Source organism: Aquirufa regiilacus, from assembly GCF_032470275.1.
Taxonomy (GTDB): Bacteria; Bacteroidota; Bacteroidia; order Cytophagales; family Spirosomataceae; genus Aquirufa; species Aquirufa regiilacus.
This window is the reverse complement of sequence record NZ_JAVNWW010000007.1, coordinates 23948-46365: the sequence shown is the minus strand read 5'-3', so window position 1 is coordinate 46365 and position 22418 is coordinate 23948. Positions and strand designations below refer to the sequence as shown.

The following is a 22418-nucleotide window of genomic DNA, read 5'->3' as shown; positions in this document are numbered from 1 at the left end:
TTCAAAATCTCTTAATTCTAAACTCTTCACTCTTCACTCTTACCTCTTACCTCTTAACTCCCCTTCGGCCTAAACGCCTTCATATTCGCTTCATTGCATTCCAAGAATGGTCCCCCGATTAAATCAATGCAATAAGGAATCGCAGGAAAAACGGCCTCTAAGCATTGTCGGATGGCTTTAGGTTTTCCGGGTAGGTTTAAAATCAAGGTTTGATTACGAATGCCTGCCGTTTGTCTACTTAAGATTGCGGTAGGGACATATTGCAAACTGACCGAGCGCATCAGCTCTCCAAATCCAGGCATCATCTTTTGACATACGGCCTCTGTTGCTTCCGGAGTTACATCACGCAAGGCAGGTCCCGTTCCACCTGTTGTTACGAGGAGGCAAACCTCTTCACTCATTTCGATCATTTTGGCCTCCAACAAAGTTTGCTCGTCGGGGATGACAGCATAAACCACCTCGAATGGCGAGGTCAAAAATTCGTGCAATAATTCCACGACCGCCTTGCCCGGAATATCTTCGTAGATTCCTGCACTCGCTCGGTCCGACACATTGATGACGCCAATTTTGATCATTTCTTATAGGCTTTAAGACGTTTTTCCATTGGGATGGGCTCCTCTAATAAATCACGAATGACGATGGATGCTACTGCAGCTCCAAATGCTGCTGGTAAATACGAAATTGTCCCATAGGCTGATTTCTTGAAGTTGGAACCATCTGTTAAAATCAAGGACTCATCCTTCACTTTTTCAAGCGAGAATACAGCTTTAATTCCTTTTCCTACGCCCATTTTACGGATACGCTTACGTACCAAGGATGCCAAATAACATTCCCGCGTATCTAACAAATCTGCCGTGCGCAATTTCGTAGGGTCCAATTTGCCTCCAGCTCCCATGGAACTCGCAATCCGATAACCTAAGTCATAGGCTGTTTTCAATAAGGTGATTTTGGGTGTAACCGAATCAATGCAATCCATCACATAATCAAAGCGCGTTTGCTCCAATAATTCTTTGGCTGCCTCCGGACTTAAAAAGGTTTCAATGCTAGTTAATTTCAAGGCTGGATTGATCGCCAGTAAGCGTTCCGCCATGATTTGAGCTTTGGATACACCGTGATTGGTTGATAAGGCCGGTAATTGTCGATTCCGGTTAGTTGGGTCTACCACGTCACCATCCACAATTGTCATGGTTCCTACGCCTGCCCGGGCAATGAATTCCGCAGCGAACGATCCTACACCACCTAGGCCCACGATAAGGACATGGGCGTTTTGCATTTTTTGGATTCCTTCGGTGCCGATTAAAAGTTCGGACCGACTGAGCCAACTAAGGTCATTTTCGTGTAACATTAGGCAATTTCTTCCTTGATTTGGTATTGAGTTGTCTTGTCGGAATTTGTGATGAGTAATTCACCCAAAAATCCTGCGACGAATAATTGTACTCCTAAAATGATGGCAACTAATGCCAAAAAGAACAAAGGATTGTCGGTGACATTCCGGTACTTGAAATTATTCGCGATGTTATAAAGCTTTACGCCGATCAACCACAGCGTGATTAACGTTCCCGAAAAGAAGGATAATATCCCCAAACTCCCGAAAAGGTGCATAGGTCTTTTCCCAAATGTCTGCACAAAGGTGATGGATAATAAATCCAAGAAACCATATAAAAAGCGTTCTAAACCGAATTTGGTCACGCCATATTTACGTGCTTGGTGTTGAACGACCTTCTCCCCAATTTTTGTAAATCCGTTCCATTTGGCCTGAACCGGAATGTAGCGGTGCATTTCTCCGTATAATTTGATGGTTTTGACAACCTCTAATTTATAGGCTTTTAAACCGCAGTTGAAATCATTTAAATATACACCTGATAAAGCACGTGTAGCTGCATTATATAGTTTCGTCGGGATGGTTTTAGTCAGTGGGTCGAAACGTTTTTGTTTCCAACCCGATACCAAATCATATCCGTCTGAGGTAATCATGCGATATAATTCGGGGATTTCGTCTGGCGAATCTTGTAAATCAGCATCCATGGTAATAACGACTTGTCCACTTGCTTTTTGGAAACCCTCATGCAAGGCGGCCGATTTCCCATAATTGCGGGCAAAGGATATGCCTTTTATCGTGGTGTACTGCTTGGATAAGTTTTGTAAGACCTGCCAAGAATCATCTTTGCTGCCATCGTTTACAAAAATCATTTCATAACTGAATTGATTTTCTTGCATCACACGATCAATCCATGAACATAATTCAGGGAGCGATTCAGCTTCGTTATACAGAGGTACTACAATGGATATTTGCAACATAGTTGGGCTTCAAACAAACAAAAATACAAATTTCGGTGGATAATTTAGTCGAATATCAAATAGTACGGTTTTAATAGGCGGATGAATGCGTCACTGTAGCTTTCATCTGGATTTTTGATGATCAATATTTCCTGTACTTTCTGACCTTCTTGAAATGAGCCTTGTGCCATCAACCGGAGCGTTTCGTGACTTGCTTGATGTTTGACTTCGCATATTTGGTTTACATAAAGCCCCTTTTCTTTCGCTGCTTCTTCGAATTGCTTCATGCCGACCGGTGGATATAAAACGGTGAATTTCCCTTCCGGACTTAATAAGCGCTGGATACCCGATGCCAATTCCGCTGGACTTAAGGTGTCACTATGCATCGCTTGGTTTTTGGAGGCATCCCTGTTTTTTAAATGATTGATGAAGAAGGGGGGATTACATAGGATGAAATCATGTTTTCCGCTATAATTCTCCAGTGCATTTGCGTGAATCTGAATGTTTGCGTTGGATAAGGAGCTTGTGTTTTCTTTCGCTAATTTGGCCACTTCCGGCTGGATTTCAATGCCGGTAAAATGGGCATTCGGGTGGGCTTGGCTTAGCATACCTATGAGTAATCCGCATCCTGTTCCGATGTCCAATGTATTTTGTTGGGGGAACTGCGCCGACCACGCACCAAACAAACAGGCCTCCGTTGTTATTTTTAAACCGGGATTTCCATGCGCGAGTGCAAATTGCTTGAACTGAAAAATAGATCTATTTTCGGCCATAATCTGCCGGGTTTTCACCCCAATCTTCGGTTTCCCACTTCAAGATTTTGGTTGAGTAGCTATTGTTTTTCAACCATTCGATGGCACGATCGACGAGTTCAAATAGGTCCTCGGTCTTTGGGTTTCTTTCTAAATTAGTTTTGATCGCCTTATTTCTGACCCATGCAATTGCTGTTCGAGAATCAGAATATAGAGGGAATGGGCAATCTAATTTTTTTAAGTAGGAGAGTCCATGTACGATAGCAAGAAATTCACCTAAATTAACTGTGCCTACCGGAAAGGGTCCGCGTTTAAAAAGGACTTCTTTGGTGGCTGTGTTGACACCTTGGTATTCTAAAACGCCGGGATTGCCAGCGCAAGCCGCATCAACAGAAATGCTAGGAATGATAAAATTACCCGCAGTGCCTGATGCTTTTAATGTTTTAGCCGCTTTGGGGTTGATGCTTGCCCAGTAATTTTTCTTTGAGGCCGCCTCTGCTTCCCGCCGAGATTCAAAGGATTTATATTGGGCATTCGGGAAACCTTTGATGTTCTTCTCCGTTTCTGTCCAAGAGTCGAAAATCCCTTTTTTATGGCCTTCCCAAATCACATAGTATTTCTGCTTTTTGGCCATTATCCTAAACGCGTTTTGAAGATTTTAATGGCAATGGCAATCAAAATTACCCCAAAAACCTTGCGTAATACCTGTGTCCCAGCATTGCCTAATTTGTTTTCTATCCAGACGCTGGAACGTAAGACGATGTAGATGAAGATAAGATTAATCAAGATACTGATCATGATGTTTTCTTCTTCAAATTGAGATTTCAAAGAAATTAAGGTCGTCATGGTTCCTGCACCGGCAATAATGGGGAACGCTAATGGGACAATGCTATGCGCTGATCCTTCTTGTACTTCCTCCGATTTAAAAATATTGCGTCCCAAGGTCATCTCTAAACCGATGAGAAAGATGATCAATGCGCCAGCCATGGCGAAGGAGTTTGTGTCTACCCCAAAAAAACGCAAAATCAATTTGCCCGCAAAGAAAAAGCCAATCATGATCAAACCGGACACCAAAGTCGCTTGTTCCGCATGGATATTACCATTCTTCTTACGTAAATCAATGATGATGGGTATGGAACCTAAAATATCAATGACCGAAAACAAAATCAGTGAGGATGATAAGATTTCTTTGAAATTAAAGTTCATGCGTTAATAGTTGGATGAGTGTTTGTATATCGTTTTCCGTATGGCTTGGAAAATTGGCAATCCGAACGGTATTCGCCTGCCAATCGCCATATCCTTTCCCTAATTCAATTCCCGCAGCTAAACATTTCTGCTGGATTAACCGAATTTGCGTAGGGTCTCCTTGTAGGGCTAATACGGTAGGAAGTCTGAGTACAGGGTTTTCTATTAAGCATTTTAGCCCCCAGCTTGTATTTGATGCCCAAAAGTCTTCCCAGGTTTTCATCTTTTTTCTCGTCTGAGCATCGATGATACTTAAGTTGGGAAGTAAATGGGTTAATCTATTCAATACAAATATGCTTAAGACATTCGGCGTATAATGGGTTTGAAACCGTTGGCGATTTTCCTCCATCAACAAGACGTCGTTATAATGCGATTTACGCCCTAGTTTTTCAGCGCGGGCTAATGCTTTTGGCGAACAAATCATGATACCAAGCCCTGCAGGGATACCGATGCATTTTTGGACGGAGGCCAACCATACGTCGGCTTCATTCCAAGGTAATTCGATTCCTCCCATAGACGATGTGGCATCTACTGCAATCAACACATCGCCAAACATAGCCCGTGAAATCGTTTGACCTGTACCATTTGAAGTTTCACTCTGGACTAAACAAATCGTGTCTACCTGTTCAAGCGAAGGAAGATACATGTTTGCTAATCCTTCCTGCGTATCAAATGCAATGGATTGTGCGTTTGGGTAAATTTCTTGCGTATAATGGGCCCATTTTTTGCCAAAAGCACCATTGTAAATATGCAGGGATTGTTTTTCAATCAAAGATTGGGCGACAATTTCCCACGCTTCTGTCGCAGAGGAAACAAAATAGATCGTATAATCCGAAGGAATATTCCACTGGACATGCAATATTTCCAGCGTGTCTTTTAATAGTTCCTCAAAACGAGCACTTCGGTGATTTATGCTGACTATACCCTGGTCAAAGGCCTCTTGAATAAATTTCAAGGCCTCCGGATGTACCTTAGAAGGACCGGGGTAGAACGATAGCATAATTTATTGGAATGAATTTAATGCCAATTCGTATCCGCGTAAGCCAAATCCCACGATGATTCCTTTACAATTTGGACTCAAATAACTGTGTCCTCGGAATGCTTCACGGGCGTGTACATTTGAAATATGTACTTCGATAACCGGCGTTTTAATGGCGGCAACGGCATCTCCTAAAGCGATAGATGTATGCGTATATCCACCAGCATTGAAGATAATGCCATCATAACTAAAGCCTACTTCATGGAGTTTATTAATCAAGGCGCCTTCTTCGTTGGATTGAAAGTAGGCGATGTCCAAGCTGTCTTTGAATTTTTCAGTCAAAATTTCTAGAAATTGTTCAAAGGTCTGATGTCCATAAATTTCAGGCTCTCTTGTGCCTAATAAATTTAAATTGGGACCATTCAGGATTAATATCTTTTTATGTACCATGTTTAATGCCTGTGCTATATTTTAAATTTAGCCTAAATTTACAAGGAATCTAGCAATATTGCATTCATGTGGTCAACGGAAATCCAAGCATTTGGTAATTATTTGAAGATTGAACGGGGACTCTCCGCACATTCGTTGGATGGTTACGTGCGCGATGTGCAGAAATTTGCCCAGTTTATGGCAGATTCTCCCGATCACTCCTTGTCTCCCTTGGAAGTAGAAGAAAATCACATTCTCGATTTTTTTAAAATTTTACATGATCTCGGGATTGAATCGAGCAGCCAAGCGCGTTGCTTGTCGGGACTTCGCAGTTATTTTCAATTTTTATGTCTAGAGCATCCTGATTTTCGTGATCCTAGCGTTCACATTAAATCTCCACAAAAAGGCCGTCATCTACCTGATACGCTTTCGTTCGATGAAATCGAAAAGATTTTGGAATCGAATGATATGTCAAATGCGCAAGGTATTCGGAACCGAGCGATGTTGGAGTTTTTATATGGAGCCGGGTTACGCGTTTCGGAATTAGTTTCGCTGAAATTAACCGATGTATATCCGGATTTGGGCTTAATCAAGGTGCGCGGAAAAGGAGATAAAGAACGTTTAGTACCAGCAGGGCGCGATTCATTTCGTTATTTACAGTTGTATCAAGAAGAAGTGCGTGCGCACATGGATGTGAAAAAAGAGGCGCAAAATACCGTGTTTTTGAATCGTAGGGGTGCAGCTTTAAGTCGGGTGATGGTATTTTTGATCTGTAAAGATTTAGCTGCAAAAGCGGGGATAGAAAAAACGATTAGTCCGCATACGTTCCGACATTCCTTTGCGACGCATTTGATCGAAGGGGGTGCAGATTTACGGGCGGTACAAGAGATGCTGGGGCACGAATCCATTTTGACGACTGAGATTTACACCCATTTGGATCGGGCATATTTAAGTCAAATGGTACACGATTTTCACCCCTTGAACCGACGGTCGGAGTCTTAGATTTCGTCGGGATATGGAATAAATACGAAATTGGTGAACTGCCCATCTACCACAAATAAGCACGCATATTCTTCGACGTCCTTAAAGTTCTGAACAAACAATTCCACATTTTCTTCTGCGATTAGTTTGCGTTGCACAAACTCTTCCATCATCGAAGCGTGATAATTCCATTTATTGCCATTTAATTCAGCTACACCGATGAGCATTTGACCAATTTCAATGGGACGCTGTGAACAGACAAATACGGGAAAGTCTGAAAACCCACGTTTCTTGATTTGGTAGGCAGCTTCTTTCAGCGCATCAGCAACTAAAACAAAATCACTGGAGATAAGTCCCAGGTATTTTCCATTCAATTCTGGAGAGTTAGGAGCGTTGGATATTGCGGTGTAATCTTCAATCATCGGGCTAATAATAAGAGTTGAATGTCTTTTAACGGTTTTTTGTAGAGTTTTGCGATGCTCGCTAGGGTAACGTGGCCTTTGTAGCAGAAAGTTCCTTTCATGAAGGATTTCCCTTGCCAAAGCATTTCTTCTACTCCACCCGTTTTTCCTGCCTTTAACACAAAGGAGGTTAATAAATTACTCATCGCAACGCTGGCTGTGTGCGATACGAGTGAAGGTATGTTGGGTACACAGTAATGGCTCACGCCAAATTTCTTGAATACGGGTTTACCCAAACTGGTGATTTCAGATGTCTCAAAACAGCCACCTTGGTCGATGCAGACATCAATAATGAGCGTGCCGGGCTTTAATTTACTCACCATTTCTTCCGTAACCACGCAAGGGGTTACACCGGAATCAGACCGCAAAGCACCCACGATGACCGTTGCATCTTGCAAGGCATGGGGTAAATTCTCTGAGTCAATTACCTGGGTTACCAAAGGAAATCCTAAGGTATGTTTGAGGCGTTGGAGCTTATAAATATCTTTATCGAATACCTGCATTTGGATCCCTGCATGCCAAGCTGCGCGTGCTACCTGTTCTACTACATGACCTGAGCCTAATAGGACGAGTTTACAGGGAGGAACCCCGGTAACATTACCCATCAATAATCCGGGTCCCTTGTGATTACTGAGAATTCCGCTCGCAATCGGCAAAACCAGTTGGCCCGCGATTTCAGCCATGATTTTCACGAAGGGATAGCCTCCCGCATTGTCTTCGGCGTATTCTAGGCCGATGGCGATCAATTGTTTTTTATTGATTTCGTCGAGTAGCTCACCTGATAACTGATTCTTTGAGGCACAGGATACAAAAGATTGTCCTGGCATCATACGCCCTACTTCTTCTAGCGTAGGTGCATTTATTTTTAAGATCAATCCACCTTGCCACACTTGTTGCAAATCTTCCGTAACACTCGCGCCGGCTAACAGGTAGTCGGCATCTGAAAATCCGGCACGTTCACCAGCACCTCGTTCAACGATCACTTCATGGCCGTTGGCAACGAGTAATTGGACAGCCTGTGGGGTTAACCCAATGCGATTTTCGTAGGTTGCTGTTTCTTTAGGAAGCGCAATTTGAATGCTTTTGGCATTTTGTTTGGTCCAACTCATCGCCTCCATCGGCATAATGCCTTGTTGGGATAATAACTCGTGAAATGGATTTGTCATACGCATCTTAGCAAGATAGAGTTAATTTTCGTTGAACTTCATTGATTGCCTCTATTTCCACGTTAACATGTGGGAAATCCCAAAGTTCTTCTGCTTGTTCAGGCCATTCGATTAAACAATAATTTCCTGAATCTAAATATTCTTCTATACCAATGGCAAGTGCCTCTTGGATATTTTTTAATCGGTATAAATCGAAATGGTATATAATTTCGCCTGTTTTGGTTTGATACTCATTTACCAACGAAAAAGTAGGGCTTTGTACATTTTGGCCTACTCCTAATTGTAATAAGAGTTCCTTGCTAAGCGTTGTTTTTCCTGCGCCCATCTGACCGCGAAATAACCATACGCGCGGTGCCCCTTGCAATGATTCAATCATTTCTTTGGCAACGACAGGTAAGTCAGCTAATGTATAGGATTCCCAAGTTCTCATAAATCAATATCGCCTAATTGTGGACGAATTAAGATTTCTTCCAAAACGGTGGATGGGCTCATTTGATAGGCAGACCAGATGGTTTGTGCCACATCATCAGCGGGAATGAAACGCGATTCAGGAAGTTCAACACCATCCCATGAAGGAGTAAGTGTTGCGCCAGGAAGGATAGCCGTTACCTTGATTCCTTGATTTTTCAGTTCCTCACGAAGGACTTTGGAGAATCCAAGTAGAGCGAATTTGCTGATACAATACGATCCGCCAAGTGTGTAAGCCGTAATGGAAGCTGTCGAACAGATGCTGAAAATATGTCCGGCTTTTTTAGCCTGGAAAGTAGGTAATAAAGCGCGTGTCAAATGATAGGCGCTATATAAATTCGTTTCAATCGTCTTTTCAAGTAAGTCTTCCGCTTCGTTTTGGATCTGGCCGGGGATGAATACGCCCGTATTGTTGACAAGGACGTCTACCTGGTTCGTGTGCTTTAAGACCCACGCGGCAAAATCAAGAACTTGATTTTTTTGACTCAAGTCGGCCGCAAAGGTATGAAGGCGATCAGATCCCAATTCAGCAGCCAGTGCATCTAATTTCGATTGGTTGCGGGAACAGGTATACACCGTAAATTGTTCGGCTAAAAACTTTTTTACGAGTGCTTTGCCAATTCCTTGGCTTCCTCCACTTATAACTACGGATTTGTTCATTATCTTTGAGACTTAGCGCGTTCTTAAATTCAAACGCATGTCAAAATTAGGCAAATATTTAATCTTCCTGAGTAAGCTTTTTACAAATCCTGAGAAATTTAGGGTGTATTGGGCATTAACGATGCAAGAATGCAAGGATATCGGGATTAATTCCATGTTAATTGTGACCATTGTGGCATCTTTTTTAGGTGCGGTTACTTGTGTGCAAACGGCTGCCAACATGGACAATCCTTTTGTACCCAAATACATCATTAGCTTAATTGTTCGGGATTCGACGATTTTGGAATTAGGACCTACGATTACTTGTGTTGTTTTAGCCGGGAAAATCGGATCCAATATCGCGAGCCAATTAGGCACCATGCGCATATCAGAACAAATTGATGCGCTGGAGGTCATGGGGATAAACTCTTCTTCGTATTTGATTTTACCCAAAATGATTGCCTCTATGGTAACATTTCCTATGTTGGTAACCCTAGCCTGTTTTCTTGGCATTTACGGAGGGTATTTGGCAGGATGGTTGACAGGTTCCGTGACCCAACAAGAATATATTTATGGTCTTCAGTTTGCGTTCAAACCGAGTTATGTGATTTTTGCGATTATTAAATCGGTTGTGTTTGGATTCTTGGTCGCGTCAATTGCCGCATTTCAAGGGTTTTACACCAAAGGAGGAGCATACGAGGTAGGAAAAGCAAGTACGGCAGCTGTTACAAATTCATGTATCGCGATTCTAATTGCCGATTACTTATTAGCCCAGTTATTGGTAGGCTAAATTCGCTCAATAAAAACTTCTGTTGTTAAGGTTGAAACAGCCATGCCTCGGTATGTGCCATAAACCGGTGTGATTTCTTCGGGTAAGCAAGAAGCTGCTAAGGGAATATGATTGCCCGATACAACTTCATGTTGCGTGGGGTCATAACCTCTCCATCCACCACCGGGTAAAAACACTTCCACCCAAGCATGTAAATGATGGGTTTGATTCGGTACATCTACTGGAGCGGCACCTGTGTAATAACCCGATACGAATCGGGTAGCTAATCCCATTGTTCTGCATAAGGCAGAAAATAAGACAGCATAATCCCGGCAAGAACCTTTTCTGTTTAAGAGTGTGTATTCTGGCGTATTGGGAGCTCCTTCCTCGCGAATTTCGTAAGCAAAGTTTTTGTAGATGAATTCATTGATCTGCATCAAAAATTCAGATGTCTCGTAGCGGACCTGGGATGCTAATTGGCGGGCCGTTTGCTCCACGACCGACGTTACTCCTTCAAGGCCTAAATAGGGGCTCAGCGTTTTCAGATAGGAATCTGAATAGCGCATAGGCAAACGCTTGCTTTCGAAGGGAAAGTAAACGAAATCGAATGGGTTAAACTCGGTTGTTTCTACCTGTGCTTGCACACGGATATTTAGGAAATTCGTAGGCTCTTTAAAAAACAAGATGTTTTGAATATTGCCCTCCGGATCTAGATTTTTGGAAATCTGCACGGGTGTTGGCTCAATGCTTAATTCAAAGGATTGAACGGTCAATAGGGAGCTTTTTCTTGGGTGTAAATACAAGATATGGGGATCCAATGTGACGGGTTCACTGTATTGATACTGAAGACTGTGGTGTATTTTGGCGATCATTTGGATGCTAAGGTAAGCAAGCTTTTCATCCAGTGTTCATCGATCGTTTCGAGCGAATTACGCAAAGCTAAATTCCATTCGTCGGAAATCTTTTGCATGTCTTCTTTATGTAATCGAATTTCTTTGGCTTTGAAACTGTCCTTTTCGTAGACTACAACATCAATCGGATAATCTACATCATTGGTACTCACTTGCGTAGCATCAAAAGATAAGAAGCCCATTTTGAGTGCGTCTTTGAGCGGTGTTTCGAAACTTAGGTTACGATTCAACAGTGGTTTTCCGTAGTTGGAGTTTCCGATGATTTGGTATTTCAAGCCATCATTGATTTCAATCCAGTTGCCTTCTGGGAAGATGAGGAACAATTTATGTTCACTGTCTTTGGGCATTTGCCCTCCTACGATGGCATGCAGATTGAAATTGTAACCTTCTTTTTCTAATGCCTCCCGGTCTTCTTGTGCCACTTTTTTCAACATTTGTCCAAATGCCGTTGCGGCTTGGAACATGTAATCGTAGCTAGACTCTTCCTCTTCTATTTTCTGATTAAAATAGGTAACGGCTTTGTCGCGTACTGAGCGTAACCCCGCAGTCATGATGAATAAACTATGTTTATTGATTTCATGAATCGAAATTTTCTTATTGGAATACATTTCATTCCCCGCAGTGATTCGGGTGTCTGCAATGGCAATAAGACCTTCTTTAACGGTGATTCCTAAACAGTATGTCATAAATGATGGGTGGCAAATGGGAGCGCAATATTACAAATTTAATTTGAGATGCCGGATTAGCTGACCGGCTTCAAATCGAAATAGGTATTGAAAATGGTTTGGCCTATTTCATTGTTTTTGCTTTGGAAATTATCTAAAAACTGATGAAGTCCAGTAGTTAGGATGTCATCAATCTCGGTAAATTGAACTTCAGAAAGCAATTTAGAGACCTTTTTTTCCGCAGGATTGGAATAACCATGGTCGGAAGATGTGCCCGAGATTGCATACAAGGAAGCTTCTGCCTCTTGCAAGCAATGCACCACGGAACGCGGAAAGCTTTTGTCTAAAATCAAAAACTCCACGATGTTTTTGGGGTTGATGACCTTGTATTGCTGACGGTACATGTTGTAGGCTGAGTTGGATTTCAGTACTGCCGACCATAATAAGAGGTCAAGCGGTGAACCAATCGCTTCAATGTCGGGTAGCAGTGTGAAATATTTCACATCCAAAAAGCGCGTTGTTTTATCAGCTCGCTCTAATAATTTGCCTAATTGGCCAAAATGCCAGCCTTCGCCACGCGTAATCGTGGAATCTACAATCCCATAAAACAATTGACTGCCGGATTTGATCTCTTCTAAAAAGCCTTGGTAGCGGGATATTTCCCATTCTTTACTGCCTTCGACACGGTCTTTTACTTTCCAGTAGATTTGGTTGACATATTCCCACATCTCCCGTGAAATACTTTCTCGGATTGTACGTGCGTTTTCACGTGCGCTGTACAGGCAAGATAAAATGGAGTTCGGATTGCTTTCATCGAATGTCATGAAGTAGAGGACATTTTCTCTGTTTGCAGTCGGATAGTGTTCAAAGAAATTGTAATGATCGGCTGTAGCGACGATTAAGGGTTCCCATTGTTCAGGGACATTAGGAGGTAAATCCAGCGCAAGATTGAAGTTGACTGATATGAAACGCGCATAATTGTCTGCACGTTCAATGTACCGATTCATCCAATAGATGGAGTTTGCTACACGACTTAACATAGGCTTGATAGTTTTTAAATGCTTGATTACCTCATAAGGTATTTTTTAAAATTAGCCTTTTTTTCGAGTTGGCCACGCGCTTGTAAGCGATATTTTAAAAAGTCCTGAGAAACTTCAGATTATCCTTGATTTATTCCCATAATCTTATGGGCATTTTGTATTTTTGTTCCTTAGCTTTTTGAATCCCTATCTATGTTTTATCAGTACCTTATCAAGCCTTTCTTTTTCCTGTTTGATCCTGAGCGCGCGCATTATTTGCTTGCAGACATCATCAAGTTTTCCATGAAGATTCCAGGCGTTCCCGCCTTGTTTCGATGGGTTTATGGCTATGAGCATCCAAGTTTAGCTCGAATGGTTTTTGGAATCAAATTTCCCAATCCCGTCGGATTAGCAGCTGGTTTTGATAAGAATGCCTTGTTGGTGGATGAATTCTCCCATTTGGGCTTCGGTTTTATTGAGGTTGGAACCGTTACTCCCAAAGCTCAACCGGGTAATGACAAACCGCGTTTATTTCGTTTGCCTGCGGACGGCGGGATTATCAATCGGATGGGTTTCAATAATGAAGGCTTGGATGCGATGAAATTGCGTTTGCAAAACCGTAAATCGCAGGTAATCATTGGAGGGAATTTGGGTAAGAATAAAGTTACACCAAACGAGGAGGCAGATGAGGATTATTGCAAAGGATTTGAGGCTTTGTATGATGTGGTGGATTATTTTGTTGTCAATGTAAGTTCACCCAACACCCCTAATTTACGCGCCTTGCAGGAGAAGGAACCCTTGCAAAATTTATTGATGCGGCTTCAATTGTTAAATGCTGCTAAGCCGAAACAAAAGCCAATCTTACTTAAGATTGCCCCTGATTTGACGGATGAACAATTGGATGACGTAATTGAAATTGTATTATCTACCAAGATTGCGGGCTTAATTGCCACGAATACGACTTTGTCGAGGGAAGGCTTGCTGTCGGAGGATACGCTCAAGGCCCAACAAGGCGGATTGAGCGGTAAGCCGGTCCGTGCACGTTCGACAGAAGTAATTGCCTATGTACATCAAAAGTCAAATGGACAAATACCGATCATCGGAGTAGGAGGGATTCATGCTGCGGCAGATGCCATTGAGAAATTGCGTGCCGGAGCGAGTTTGGTACAAATTTATACGGGATTCATTTATGAAGGTCCGGGTTTGATCAAAGATATTAATCAAGGAATCGTTCAGGCGGGTCTATAAAATTGATTTTGTAAATCGAATCAAAAAGTCGAAATTTATATGTTAAATATGATTGTTTCTTAGATGGCCAAGAAGATAGTAAATCCTACGAGTACCCTTCAAATTAATTTTGATACTGAAAACAGGAAACCTAAGACACCTGCCGAGATTGCATACCGCGTTCGATTGATTTTCGGATGCTTTTTGTCTCTTATTGGGTTTCTTTTGCTTTTCGCTTTTTTGTCGAGTTTCTTCGTAGGCGTTGCAGACCAAAGTGAAGTATCTGAGGGTGCCTTGGATGTGATTGCAGGTTCCGATATTCCGGTTAAAAACTGGGCAGGTTTATTGGGTGCGAAAATTGCACATTTTTTCTTATTCAGAACTTTTGGTTGGTCTTCTTTATTGTTGATTCCCTTATTCTTTTTGTCGGCCATCAAACTTATTTTCAAGAAGGAAATCTATCCCTTGGATCGTTTGACATGGCAAGTGATTTTCTACGTCATTTGGGGAAGTTTATTAGCTGGATTTTTTGTGTATCAATTGGACTTGCCTCATTCCATTGGTGGAGGTGTAGGGTATTTTGTGAGTGAGAAATTGATACAATTGATCGGTTACTTAGCCATTTTTGCCTTAGGATTTGCCGGGCTCGTGTTTTTGATTTTGTTCTACCAATGGAACCCTGCCAAGGCGAAAGTTCAAACGGCTGCTTCCGGTGGAGTATTAGCATCGGACGAAGTATTCGAAGATGATGCGGCCTTGTTTAATGATGACGATGATCCATCGTTTCATGTGGATAATGAGGATTTAGAGACTTACCGTCCACTTGTTCCGCCAGTTAAGGTAGATGACGTGGAGAATGTATTGCCGGCCGATTTGCCTGTCGTAGAAGAACAAATCGCGGAGGCTGCTTTGGAAGAAATTGATGAAACCCCATTTACATTTAAGGTGGCTGATGAAGATGATGCGGCGATTGAGGTGGAAGAAACACAACCTACTACGGCTGTTCAAGCCAATGATTTAGTTGCCCAATTTGGTTTATATGACCCGACGGCAGATTTGCCAAAATATGTCTATCCGACACTCGATTTGTTGAAAGAATACGATCAGAAGAATCAGACGACACAGGTGACGATGGATGAGCTGAAGGAAAACAAGGAGAAAATTGTTGAGACCTTGTTGAACTATGGCATCGGAATTCAGAAGATTGAGGCGACGATTGGGCCAACGGTTACCTTGTATGAGATTGTTCCTAAAGCGGGTGTGCGTGTAAGTAAAATCACGTCGCTGGAGGATGATTTATCGCTTTCATTGGCAGCGATGGGCGTTCGTATCATCGGTCAAATGCCGGGTAAAGGCACGATTGGTATCGAAGTTGCGAATAAGAATCGTGAAATGGTTCCTGTGCGTGCGGTAATCGGTTCAGAGAAATTCCAAAAGTCTACGTATGATTTGCCTATTACCTTAGGTAAGACGATTTCGAACGAGATTTTTGTGGCCGATTTAGCCAAAATGCCTCACTTATTGATGGCAGGTGCGACGGGACAAGGTAAGTCAGTTGGATTAAATATGTTATTGACTTCCTTGATTTACAAGAAACACCCATCGACGTTGAAGTTTGTATTGGTGGATCCGAAGAAGGTTGAGTTGTCTTTGTTTAATAAATTAGAGCGTCATTTCTTAGCCTGTTTGCCTGATTCTGCGGAGGCGATTATTACGGATACCAAGAAGGTTGTTGCGACTTTGAACTCGCTATGTAAGGAGATGGATATGCGTTACGATAAGTTGAAAGAAGCGGGATGTCGTAACATTAAAGAATACAATACGAAATTTATCAATCGCCGATTGAATCCGAATGAGCATGATTTTATGCCTTATATCGTCTTGGTGATTGACGAATTAGCCGATTTGATGTTGACGGCCGGCAAGGAAGTCGAACATCCGATTGCGCGTTTAGCCCAATTAGCGCGTGCGATTGGTATTCACTTGGTTGTTGCCACGCAACGTCCTTCTGTGAACGTAATTACGGGAACGATTAAGGCCAATTTCCCAGCGCGTTTGTCGTTCAAGGTAATGTCGAAAATTGACTCTCGTACGATCTTGGATGCCGGTGGTGCAGACCAATTGGTGGGTATGGGAGATATGCTATTGTCCATGGGTTCTGAGGTAATTCGTTTACAATGTGCTTTTGTGGACACGCCGGAGGTAGAAGAGATTTGTGATTTTATCGGGAACCAACAAGGTTATTCGTCGGCCTATTTGTTGCCAGAGCCGGATGCGGATGAAATGGGAGGGCAAGATCGTGGCGATGTCGATTTAGGAGATCGTGATTCGTTTTTCGATGAAGCAGCACGTTTGGTTGTGATGCATCAACAAGGAAGTACGTCTTTGATTCAGCGTAAGTTAAAATTAGGTTATAACCGTGCGGGACGTTTGATTGATCAGTTGGAGGCTGCGGGTATTGTGGGTTCGTTTGGTGGATCAAAAGCGCGTGAGGTACTCGTGAAATCGGAAACGGAGTTAGAAGAAATTTTGAAAAATTTAAAGTAATGAAAAAGCTAGTCGTTTTATTATTGTTATCGATGCCTGTTTGGGGGCAAGCGAATAAGGCCATCCGTTTAATTGATGGTATGCAGAAGAAATATAAAAGCATGGGTTCGTTTTCGGCGAATTTTAGCTATCAAACCGATGGCGGAAATCCGATGAATGGATCGATTACTGTAAAAGGGACTAAATTTCGCCTAAAGACCGCGGGGCAGGAAATATTTAATAATGGGAAAGAGGTAGCGACCTACATCAAAGAAATCAATGAAGTGAATATTTCAGCCTTCGATCCTGCTGATGGGGATTTGAATCCTGCGAAGATTTACACATTTGACAAAAAAGGCTATAAGTTCACGTGGGTAGGCGAATCAGGCGGCATTGCTACTGTTGAGATGGTACCCGGCGGGAAAGCTGCTCAGGTGAAGCATATTAGCCTTAAAATCAATACGGCCGACTTTACCGTAAAGTCTTGGACGATTGTAAATAAATCAGGTAAGAAGCAGTTGTTTAGTGTAACAAAGTTGAATCCGAAAGCAGGAGCAGATGATGCCTTCTTTACGTTTAATAAGAAAGCATTTCCGGGGGTTGAGGTGAATGATTTGAGATAACATTATTTATCCCCAGACTTCAGTCTGGGGTCCCTAGGCTGAAGCCTAGGGTTATGAAGAGTTTTATCACAAAGTAATGGGAATAAAAAAAACACCCAATAAGTTGTCCAACTTTTTGGGTGCAGTTCAAATTCGCGCCTTTTGATTTTATGCTAGTTCAAGAATTAACTGCTTCATGATTTCTAAACCATCCGTGTTATTCAAATCCGGATCGGCAGCACGTTCTGGGTGCGGCATCAAACCGAATACATTGCGACCTTCATTGCAAATACCTGCAATATTCAATAAGCTTCCGTTCGGATTTGCAGCTTCATTGATGTTTCCATCTGCATCGCAATAGTAGAATAAGATCTGATCATTTGCTTGCAAAGACGCTAGTGTAGCTTCGTCAGCAAAGTAACGGCCTTCTGCGTGTGCGATTGGTATTTTATAAGCCTTGTTTAGATCTAATTCTTGGGTCAACAACGCATTGTTCGTTGCTGCTTTTAAGTAGATATTTTTCGAAATGAATTTTTGAGAGCTATTACGCAATAGTACGCCAGGTAATAAATGCGCTTCGACCAATACTTGAAAACCATTGCAGATTCCCATTAAATAGCCGCCGTTTTTTGCAAATTCAATTACATGGTCCATGATCGGAGAAAAGCGTGCAATCGCACCAGATCGTAAGTAATCACCATAAGAGAAACCACCCGGAACGATAATGAAATCACAACCTTGTAAATCGGTATCCTTGTGCCACAATTTAACGGCCTCGTGGCCTAAGCTTTGAATTACGCCAACGGTGTCATCATCACAATTGGAACCCGGGAATACGATTACGCCAAATTTCATTTCTTTTCTGTCTTAATTTTGTGCAAAAATACGGGATTTCAGCGATTTATTTTAGCAATTCTTTATCAAATAAATAGCTTTCTTCATCCAATTCCGGCGCATGGTCTAATTGGATTTCTTGCCATATCGAATTCGGTTGGATTTTCTCCCCTGTTTTTAGTGTGAGTGGAAAGCTGATCGCATCGTTCAAGTTGCTCCAGCGATAGCGCAATGTCCAAGAATTGCTCGTTTTTAGGATGCTATATTGCAAATTGGGATTCTTCACTTGATACAAATAAATCAACATCAAATCCTTGATGGGCTTGTTCAGGCGCTTGCTCCAGTATTCGACTACCTCTTGGGTGTTGGTATTCTTATGATAGAAGGCTAAACAGAATTCGCGCATTGTTTTAAACCAAAGTGCGTCATCATGGATGATATTTCGTAAGGTATGGAACATCCATGTGCCTTTGAAATACATGTCGGAATCGGGATGTTGGTAATTGACTTGATAAGGGCCTGCAATCGGAAATGCATAGCGAATGTTGCGCTTTTGGCCATTCAGGTATTCTTGCGCTCTCGCTTTGCCAAATTTCTCCTCTACATAAATGGCTTCAGCGTAGGTTCCCATAGCTTCGTGAATCCAAAGGTCCGCATGATCTGAACAGGAGATAGAATTTCCAAACCATTCATGTGCAGATTCGTGAATGATGATGAAATCAAAACCGAATTTATTGTTTTTGTAGTGATTGCCGTAGGCTACCGCGCTTTGATGCTCCATACCCCAGTAATCTGTCTCAACTAAGGCGTATCCATCCTTTGGAAAAGGGTAGGGACCAAAATACTTTTCGAAAATGCGTAACATCTCCTCGCTTTGTTCGAAGTGTTTTTTTGCGACATTTTCATTTTCTCTCAATACATAATAGTCCAAATTCAACGCTTGTCCATTGCGTTGTTTCATGGTTTTCGACCAATGTGCATAGTCGGCCATGTTGATGCTGACGTTATATAGATTGATTGGATAACTGACTCTCCAGTGGTATTCGTCGGTCGTTGGCTTGCTTATTTTTTCAACTAAATTTCCATTAGAAACGGAAACTAGCCCTTTGGGTCCTTCGATGTGAATGTCCATCGAAGTAGGTTCGTCGGAAGGATGATCCTTGCAAGGCCACCACACAGAAGCGCCCAATCCCTCACAGGATACCGTTACCCATGGATTTCCTTTGGGATCTTTTGTCCAAGAAAATCCGCCATCCCAAGGTGGTTTCACGGCAGGCCGAGGCTGACCATGGTATTTTACCCAAACGGTTTGTACTTGTTTAGCTGGAATCAATTTACCTGCTTGAATAAAAATGGCGTTACCATCCCGACGGAAATTGACCTTTTTGTTTGACCATCGAATTTCATCGATGACGAGGTTTGCAAAAAGGTCCAATTGAATCTCTTTCGTTTTTTGGGTTGTGATGAAACGAATGCTATTCGTTCCCGCTATGCTTTTTTCGGCTGGGTCAACGGCCACATGTAAATCATAGTGCAAGACGTCGAAACAGGCTCTTGCGGGGCTTAATGTGCCGCGAAGGCTATCTGCATGGCTGAATTTTTGACCAAATAAACCGAATGGGAATAAGAGGATGAGAAGTATTTTCTTGGGCATTGATATCGAAATTGAAATTAAAGATATAAAAAAAGCTGCACCTTGTGAGTGCAGCTTTTGATATCGCGTAGGAAAATCCTAGTAGCGGTAATGCTCCGGCTTGAAAGGACCTGCTTGAGGTACGCCGATGTATTCTGCTTGCTCTTTTTCTAATTTCTCCAACTTCGCGCCGATGTGTGCTAAGTGCAAGAATGCTACTTTCTCATCCAAGTGTTTTGGTAAGATGTAAACTTTGTTTTCGTAACTTTTTGAATTAGCCCATAATTCTAATTGAGCTAATGTTTGGTTACAGAATGAGTTTGACATCACGAAAGATGGGTGGCCCATCGCACATCCTAAGTTCACTAAACGACCTTCTGCCAAAACGATTACGTTTTTGCCGTCGATTGTGTACATATCTACTTGTGGTTTGATTTGGTCTTTTGTTGAACCATAATTGTTGTTCAACCATTCCATATCGATTTCGTTGTCGAAGTGACCGATGTTACAAACGATTGCTTTGTCTTTCATCGCTTTGAAGTGACGATCACGGATGATTTTTACGTTACCCGTCGCAGTAACAAAGATGTTTGCACGTGTTGCAGCTTCGTCCATAGGAACAACTTCGTATCCATCCATGGCAGCTTGAAGTGCACAGATCGGGTCGATTTCAGTAACCAATACACGGCAACCAGCGCCTCGCAATGAATCTGCTGAACCTTTTCCTACGTCACCGTAACCTGCTACAACAGCAACTTTACCTGCCAACATTAAGTCGGTTGCACGACGAATCGCATCAACCAATGACTCTTTACAGCCGTATTTATTATCAAATTTAGACTTCGTTACTGAGTCATTCACGTTGATCGCTGGCAAGAATAATGTGCCATTCTTCATACGCTCATATAAACGGTGAACGCCTGTCGTCGTTTCTTCTGATAGACCTTTGATCCCTTCGATTAATTCAGGATAGTCATCAAACACCATGTTCGTCAAATCGCCACCATCATCCAAGATCATGTTCAAAGGTTGACGCTCTTCACCGAAGAATAATGTTTGTTCGATACACCAGTTGAATTCCTCTTCGTTCATGCCCTTCCAAGCATAAACTGGAATTCCTGCCGCTGCGATAGCTGCTGCTGCGTGATCTTGGGTAGAAAAAATGTTACATGAAGACCATGTTACATCTGCTCCTAAAGCTGTCAATGTTTCGATTAAAACAGCTGTTTGAATTGTCATGTGTAAACAACCAGCGATGCGAGCTCCTTTCAACGGTTGCGCTGCGCCAAATTCCGCACGCAATGCCATTAAACCCGGCATTTCAGCTTCTGCTAATTGAATTTCCTTGCGACCCCAGTCGGCCAATGCAATGTCTTTAACTTTGTAAGGTACGTAAGTGCCTGATTGTGATGCCATTGTGTATTGTTTTTTATTTCGAATTCTTAAGAAAGTGCAAATTTAGCCCTTTATTGCTGAGCAACAAAATTTTGTTTTGATAAACGATTAACTAAGATTCCAAGAAAGGTAGAACACTTTCCAACTGAATCCCACGCGAACCTTTTACTAATAAAAAGCTGTTTGTGATCGGATTATCTTGTAACCAATTGTGCAAACCGAATTTGTCTGGAAAATAATAAGCTTGAGGTAAATTGATGAGCGCATGTTGCATGTGTTCCCCCACAAGTAAAACCTTTGAAAACTGGAATCCTGCGATGAGTTTGCCTAGTAATTCGTGTTCTTTAGCGGATAAATCACCTAATTCGAACATATCGCCTAAGATGACAATCTTCGGATTATTTTCCGTTTCAGCAAAATGGCTAATGGCCGCTTCCATAGATGATGGATTTGCATTGTAGGCATCCATCAAGACTTGGTTGGATCCAATTTTGATAAATTGAGATCGGTGGTTGGTCGGTAGATAGGATGAAATCCCTGTCCGACAAGCCTCGTCGCTGAGTCCAAAAGCTTTTCCAACCGCAATCGCCATTTGAATATTTTCAAAATTATAAATGCCTGGTAAGTGTGATTTGACAATGCTACCATCCGCGCACGAAAAGGTAACGGTAGGTTTTGCTTCAATTAATTTCGTTGGCATCGCCTCATCTGCAAGCACAAACGTGTTAATACCACGTTCATGGCTCATTTCATGTACGACATTTTTGTCTTTGGGTAAAAATACTGTCCCGCCATGTTGTGCTACATAATCAAACAACTCTCCTTTGCCTTTTCGGACTCCAGCTTCTCCACCAAATCCTTCTAAATGCGCCTTCCCGATATTCGTTATCAAACTATGTGTGGGTTGGGCTATTTCAACCAATTCCTTGATGTCTCCCTGCTTGTTGGCCCCCATTTCAATCACAGCAACCTCATGATTCGGTTTAATCTGCAAGATAGATAAGGGAACCCCGATGTGATTATTCAAATTGCCTGCCGTGGCATAGCAATGGAATTTTTGGGACAACACGGAAAATAGTAATTCTTTCGTTGTCGTTTTTCCGTTCGAACCTGTCAATCCGATTACTGGGATGGATAAGGTAATGCGAAAATCGCGGGCTAGGTCTTGTAAGGCTTTTAGTCCGTCTTCGACCAATAAAGTTTTGTCGCCTGATTCATAAGCTGCATCATCGATAACTGCCGCCAAGGCTCCTTTTTCTAAGGCTTCTTTCGCTAATGCGTTCGCATTGAAATTGGGCCCCTTTAAAGCGAAGAATAAATTCCCTGCTTGGATCTTACGTGTATCGGTACAAACACCCGTAGAGGATAGAAAAAATTCTAAAAGAGCTGAATTTAAAATCTTCATGTTAATTTTAGTGAGCCTTTGTTTTCTTGCAGGTG

General features: G+C 42.2%; 24 protein-coding genes. 5 read left to right on the top strand and 19 right to left on the bottom strand.

Annotated elements, in window-relative coordinates:
- Positions 1-53 precede the first annotated feature (53 nt).
- Genes mog through aroQ form a run of 8 tightly spaced genes read right to left on the bottom strand, consistent with a single transcriptional unit; the run spans position 54 to position 5703 of the window.
- Positions 54-575: a molybdopterin adenylyltransferase gene (gene mog / locus PQG45_RS11190; RefSeq protein ID WP_315577640.1), complete on the bottom strand. Its 522-nt coding sequence runs from the start codon at positions 573-575 to the stop codon at positions 54-56.
- Positions 572-1345 carry a tRNA threonylcarbamoyladenosine dehydratase gene (locus PQG45_RS11185; protein ID WP_316070871.1) on the bottom strand — a complete coding sequence of 258 codons (774 nt, stop codon included), beginning with the start codon at positions 1343-1345 and terminating at the stop codon, positions 572-574. Before PQG45_RS11185 ends, mog begins: the two co-directional genes overlap by 4 nt.
- Positions 1345-2298 (bottom strand): glycosyltransferase family 2 protein, encoded by a 954-nt coding sequence (locus tag PQG45_RS11180; protein ID WP_315577638.1) that lies wholly within the window; start codon positions 2296-2298, stop codon positions 1345-1347. Before PQG45_RS11180 ends, PQG45_RS11185 begins: the two co-directional genes overlap by 1 nt.
- Before the next feature lie 44 nt (positions 2299-2342).
- Positions 2343-3050 carry a tRNA1(Val) (adenine(37)-N6)-methyltransferase gene (locus tag PQG45_RS11175; protein WP_315577637.1) on the bottom strand — a complete coding sequence of 236 codons (708 nt, stop codon included), beginning with the start codon at positions 3048-3050 and terminating at the stop codon, positions 2343-2345.
- On the bottom strand, positions 3037-3663 hold the full coding sequence (locus tag PQG45_RS11170; protein ID WP_316070870.1) for a ribonuclease H family protein: 627 nt from the start codon (positions 3661-3663) through the stop codon (positions 3037-3039). The genes PQG45_RS11175 and PQG45_RS11170 overlap by 14 nt, the downstream gene beginning before the upstream one ends.
- Positions 3663-4235, bottom strand: coding sequence for a MarC family protein (locus tag PQG45_RS11165; protein ID WP_315577635.1), 573 nt, complete (start codon positions 4233-4235; stop codon positions 3663-3665). Before PQG45_RS11165 ends, PQG45_RS11170 begins: the two co-directional genes overlap by 1 nt.
- Positions 4225-5274 (bottom strand): aminotransferase class V-fold PLP-dependent enzyme, encoded by a 1050-nt coding sequence (locus PQG45_RS11160; protein WP_315577634.1) that lies wholly within the window; start codon positions 5272-5274, stop codon positions 4225-4227. Before PQG45_RS11160 ends, PQG45_RS11165 begins: the two co-directional genes overlap by 11 nt.
- Before the next feature lie 3 nt (positions 5275-5277).
- Positions 5278-5703 (bottom strand): type II 3-dehydroquinate dehydratase, encoded by a 426-nt coding sequence (gene aroQ / locus PQG45_RS11155; protein ID WP_315577633.1) that lies wholly within the window; start codon positions 5701-5703, stop codon positions 5278-5280.
- Positions 5704-5769: 66 nt separating this feature from the next.
- Here aroQ and xerD point away from each other — a divergent pair, with 66 nt between their 5' ends.
- On the top strand, positions 5770-6684 hold the full coding sequence (gene xerD, locus PQG45_RS11150; RefSeq protein ID WP_315577632.1) for a site-specific tyrosine recombinase XerD: 915 nt from the start codon (positions 5770-5772) through the stop codon (positions 6682-6684).
- Here xerD and PQG45_RS11145 read toward each other — a convergent pair.
- Genes PQG45_RS11145 through PQG45_RS11130 form a run of 4 tightly spaced genes read right to left on the bottom strand, consistent with a single transcriptional unit; the run spans position 6681 to position 9418 of the window.
- Entirely contained in the window at positions 6681-7085 is a 405-nt protein-coding gene (locus PQG45_RS11145; RefSeq protein WP_316070869.1) for a hypothetical protein, read from the bottom strand. The two genes, xerD and PQG45_RS11145, sit on opposite strands and share 4 nt — an antisense overlap.
- A complete protein-coding gene (locus tag PQG45_RS11140) occupies positions 7082-8296 on the bottom strand; it encodes an alanine dehydrogenase (protein WP_316070868.1) in 1215 nt (404 codons plus the stop codon). Before PQG45_RS11140 ends, PQG45_RS11145 begins: the two co-directional genes overlap by 4 nt.
- A 1-nt stretch (position 8297) precedes the next feature.
- The gene (gene tsaE, locus PQG45_RS11135; RefSeq protein ID WP_316070867.1) at positions 8298-8720 is read right to left on the bottom strand and encodes a tRNA (adenosine(37)-N6)-threonylcarbamoyltransferase complex ATPase subunit type 1 TsaE; all 423 of its coding nucleotides are present in this window, start codon (positions 8718-8720) and stop codon (positions 8298-8300) included.
- Positions 8717-9418, bottom strand: a complete 702-nt coding sequence (locus tag PQG45_RS11130) for an SDR family oxidoreductase (RefSeq protein WP_316070866.1) — start codon at positions 9416-9418, stop codon at positions 8717-8719. The genes tsaE and PQG45_RS11130 overlap by 4 nt, the downstream gene beginning before the upstream one ends.
- Before the next feature lie 37 nt (positions 9419-9455).
- Here PQG45_RS11130 and PQG45_RS11125 point away from each other — a divergent pair, with 37 nt between their 5' ends.
- Complete coding sequence (locus tag PQG45_RS11125; protein WP_315577627.1) at positions 9456-10187, top strand: MlaE family ABC transporter permease; 732 nt, start codon at positions 9456-9458, stop codon at positions 10185-10187.
- Here the strand turns inward: PQG45_RS11125 and PQG45_RS11120 are convergent.
- Genes PQG45_RS11120 through PQG45_RS11110 form a run of 3 tightly spaced genes read right to left on the bottom strand, consistent with a single transcriptional unit; the run spans position 10184 to position 12782 of the window.
- Entirely contained in the window at positions 10184-11038 is an 855-nt protein-coding gene (locus tag PQG45_RS11120; protein WP_315577626.1) for a transglutaminase family protein, read from the bottom strand. The genes PQG45_RS11125 and PQG45_RS11120 overlap by 4 nt on opposite strands.
- Entirely contained in the window at positions 11035-11763 is a 729-nt protein-coding gene (locus tag PQG45_RS11115; RefSeq protein WP_315577625.1) for a peptidase, read from the bottom strand. The genes PQG45_RS11120 and PQG45_RS11115 overlap by 4 nt, the downstream gene beginning before the upstream one ends.
- Positions 11764-11819: 56 nt before the next feature.
- The gene (locus PQG45_RS11110) at positions 11820-12782 is read right to left on the bottom strand and encodes an alpha-E domain-containing protein (protein ID WP_315577624.1); all 963 of its coding nucleotides are present in this window, start codon (positions 12780-12782) and stop codon (positions 11820-11822) included.
- A 192-nt stretch (positions 12783-12974) separates the two neighbouring features.
- On the opposite strand from PQG45_RS11110, the gene PQG45_RS11105 reads away from it, so the two are divergent.
- From PQG45_RS11105 to PQG45_RS11095, 3 genes are all read left to right on the top strand, one after another.
- The gene (locus PQG45_RS11105; protein ID WP_315577623.1) at positions 12975-14009 is read left to right on the top strand and encodes a quinone-dependent dihydroorotate dehydrogenase; all 1035 of its coding nucleotides are present in this window, start codon (positions 12975-12977) and stop codon (positions 14007-14009) included.
- Positions 14010-14072: 63 nt separating this feature from the next.
- A complete protein-coding gene (locus tag PQG45_RS11100) occupies positions 14073-16535 on the top strand; it encodes an FtsK/SpoIIIE family DNA translocase (RefSeq protein ID WP_315577622.1) in 2463 nt (820 codons plus the stop codon).
- Positions 16535-17137, top strand: a complete 603-nt coding sequence (locus PQG45_RS11095; RefSeq protein ID WP_315577621.1) for a LolA family protein — start codon at positions 16535-16537, stop codon at positions 17135-17137. Before PQG45_RS11100 ends, PQG45_RS11095 begins: the two co-directional genes overlap by 1 nt.
- A gap of 147 nt (positions 17138-17284) precedes the next feature.
- Here PQG45_RS11095 and purQ read toward each other — a convergent pair whose 3' ends face one another.
- From purQ to PQG45_RS11075, 4 genes are all read right to left on the bottom strand, one after another.
- Positions 17285-17971 carry a phosphoribosylformylglycinamidine synthase I gene (gene purQ, locus PQG45_RS11090; RefSeq protein WP_315577620.1) on the bottom strand — a complete coding sequence of 229 codons (687 nt, stop codon included), beginning with the start codon at positions 17969-17971 and terminating at the stop codon, positions 17285-17287.
- A gap of 46 nt (positions 17972-18017) precedes the next feature.
- The gene (locus PQG45_RS11085) at positions 18018-19604 is read right to left on the bottom strand and encodes a M1 family metallopeptidase (RefSeq protein ID WP_316070865.1); all 1587 of its coding nucleotides are present in this window, start codon (positions 19602-19604) and stop codon (positions 18018-18020) included.
- A gap of 78 nt (positions 19605-19682) precedes the next feature.
- On the bottom strand, positions 19683-20999 hold the full coding sequence (gene ahcY / locus PQG45_RS11080; RefSeq protein WP_315577618.1) for an adenosylhomocysteinase: 1317 nt from the start codon (positions 20997-20999) through the stop codon (positions 19683-19685).
- A gap of 91 nt (positions 21000-21090) precedes the next feature.
- Positions 21091-22383 carry a UDP-N-acetylmuramoyl-tripeptide--D-alanyl-D-alanine ligase gene (locus PQG45_RS11075; RefSeq protein WP_316070864.1) on the bottom strand — a complete coding sequence of 431 codons (1293 nt, stop codon included), beginning with the start codon at positions 22381-22383 and terminating at the stop codon, positions 21091-21093.
- Between the last annotated feature and the right edge of the window lie 35 nt (positions 22384-22418).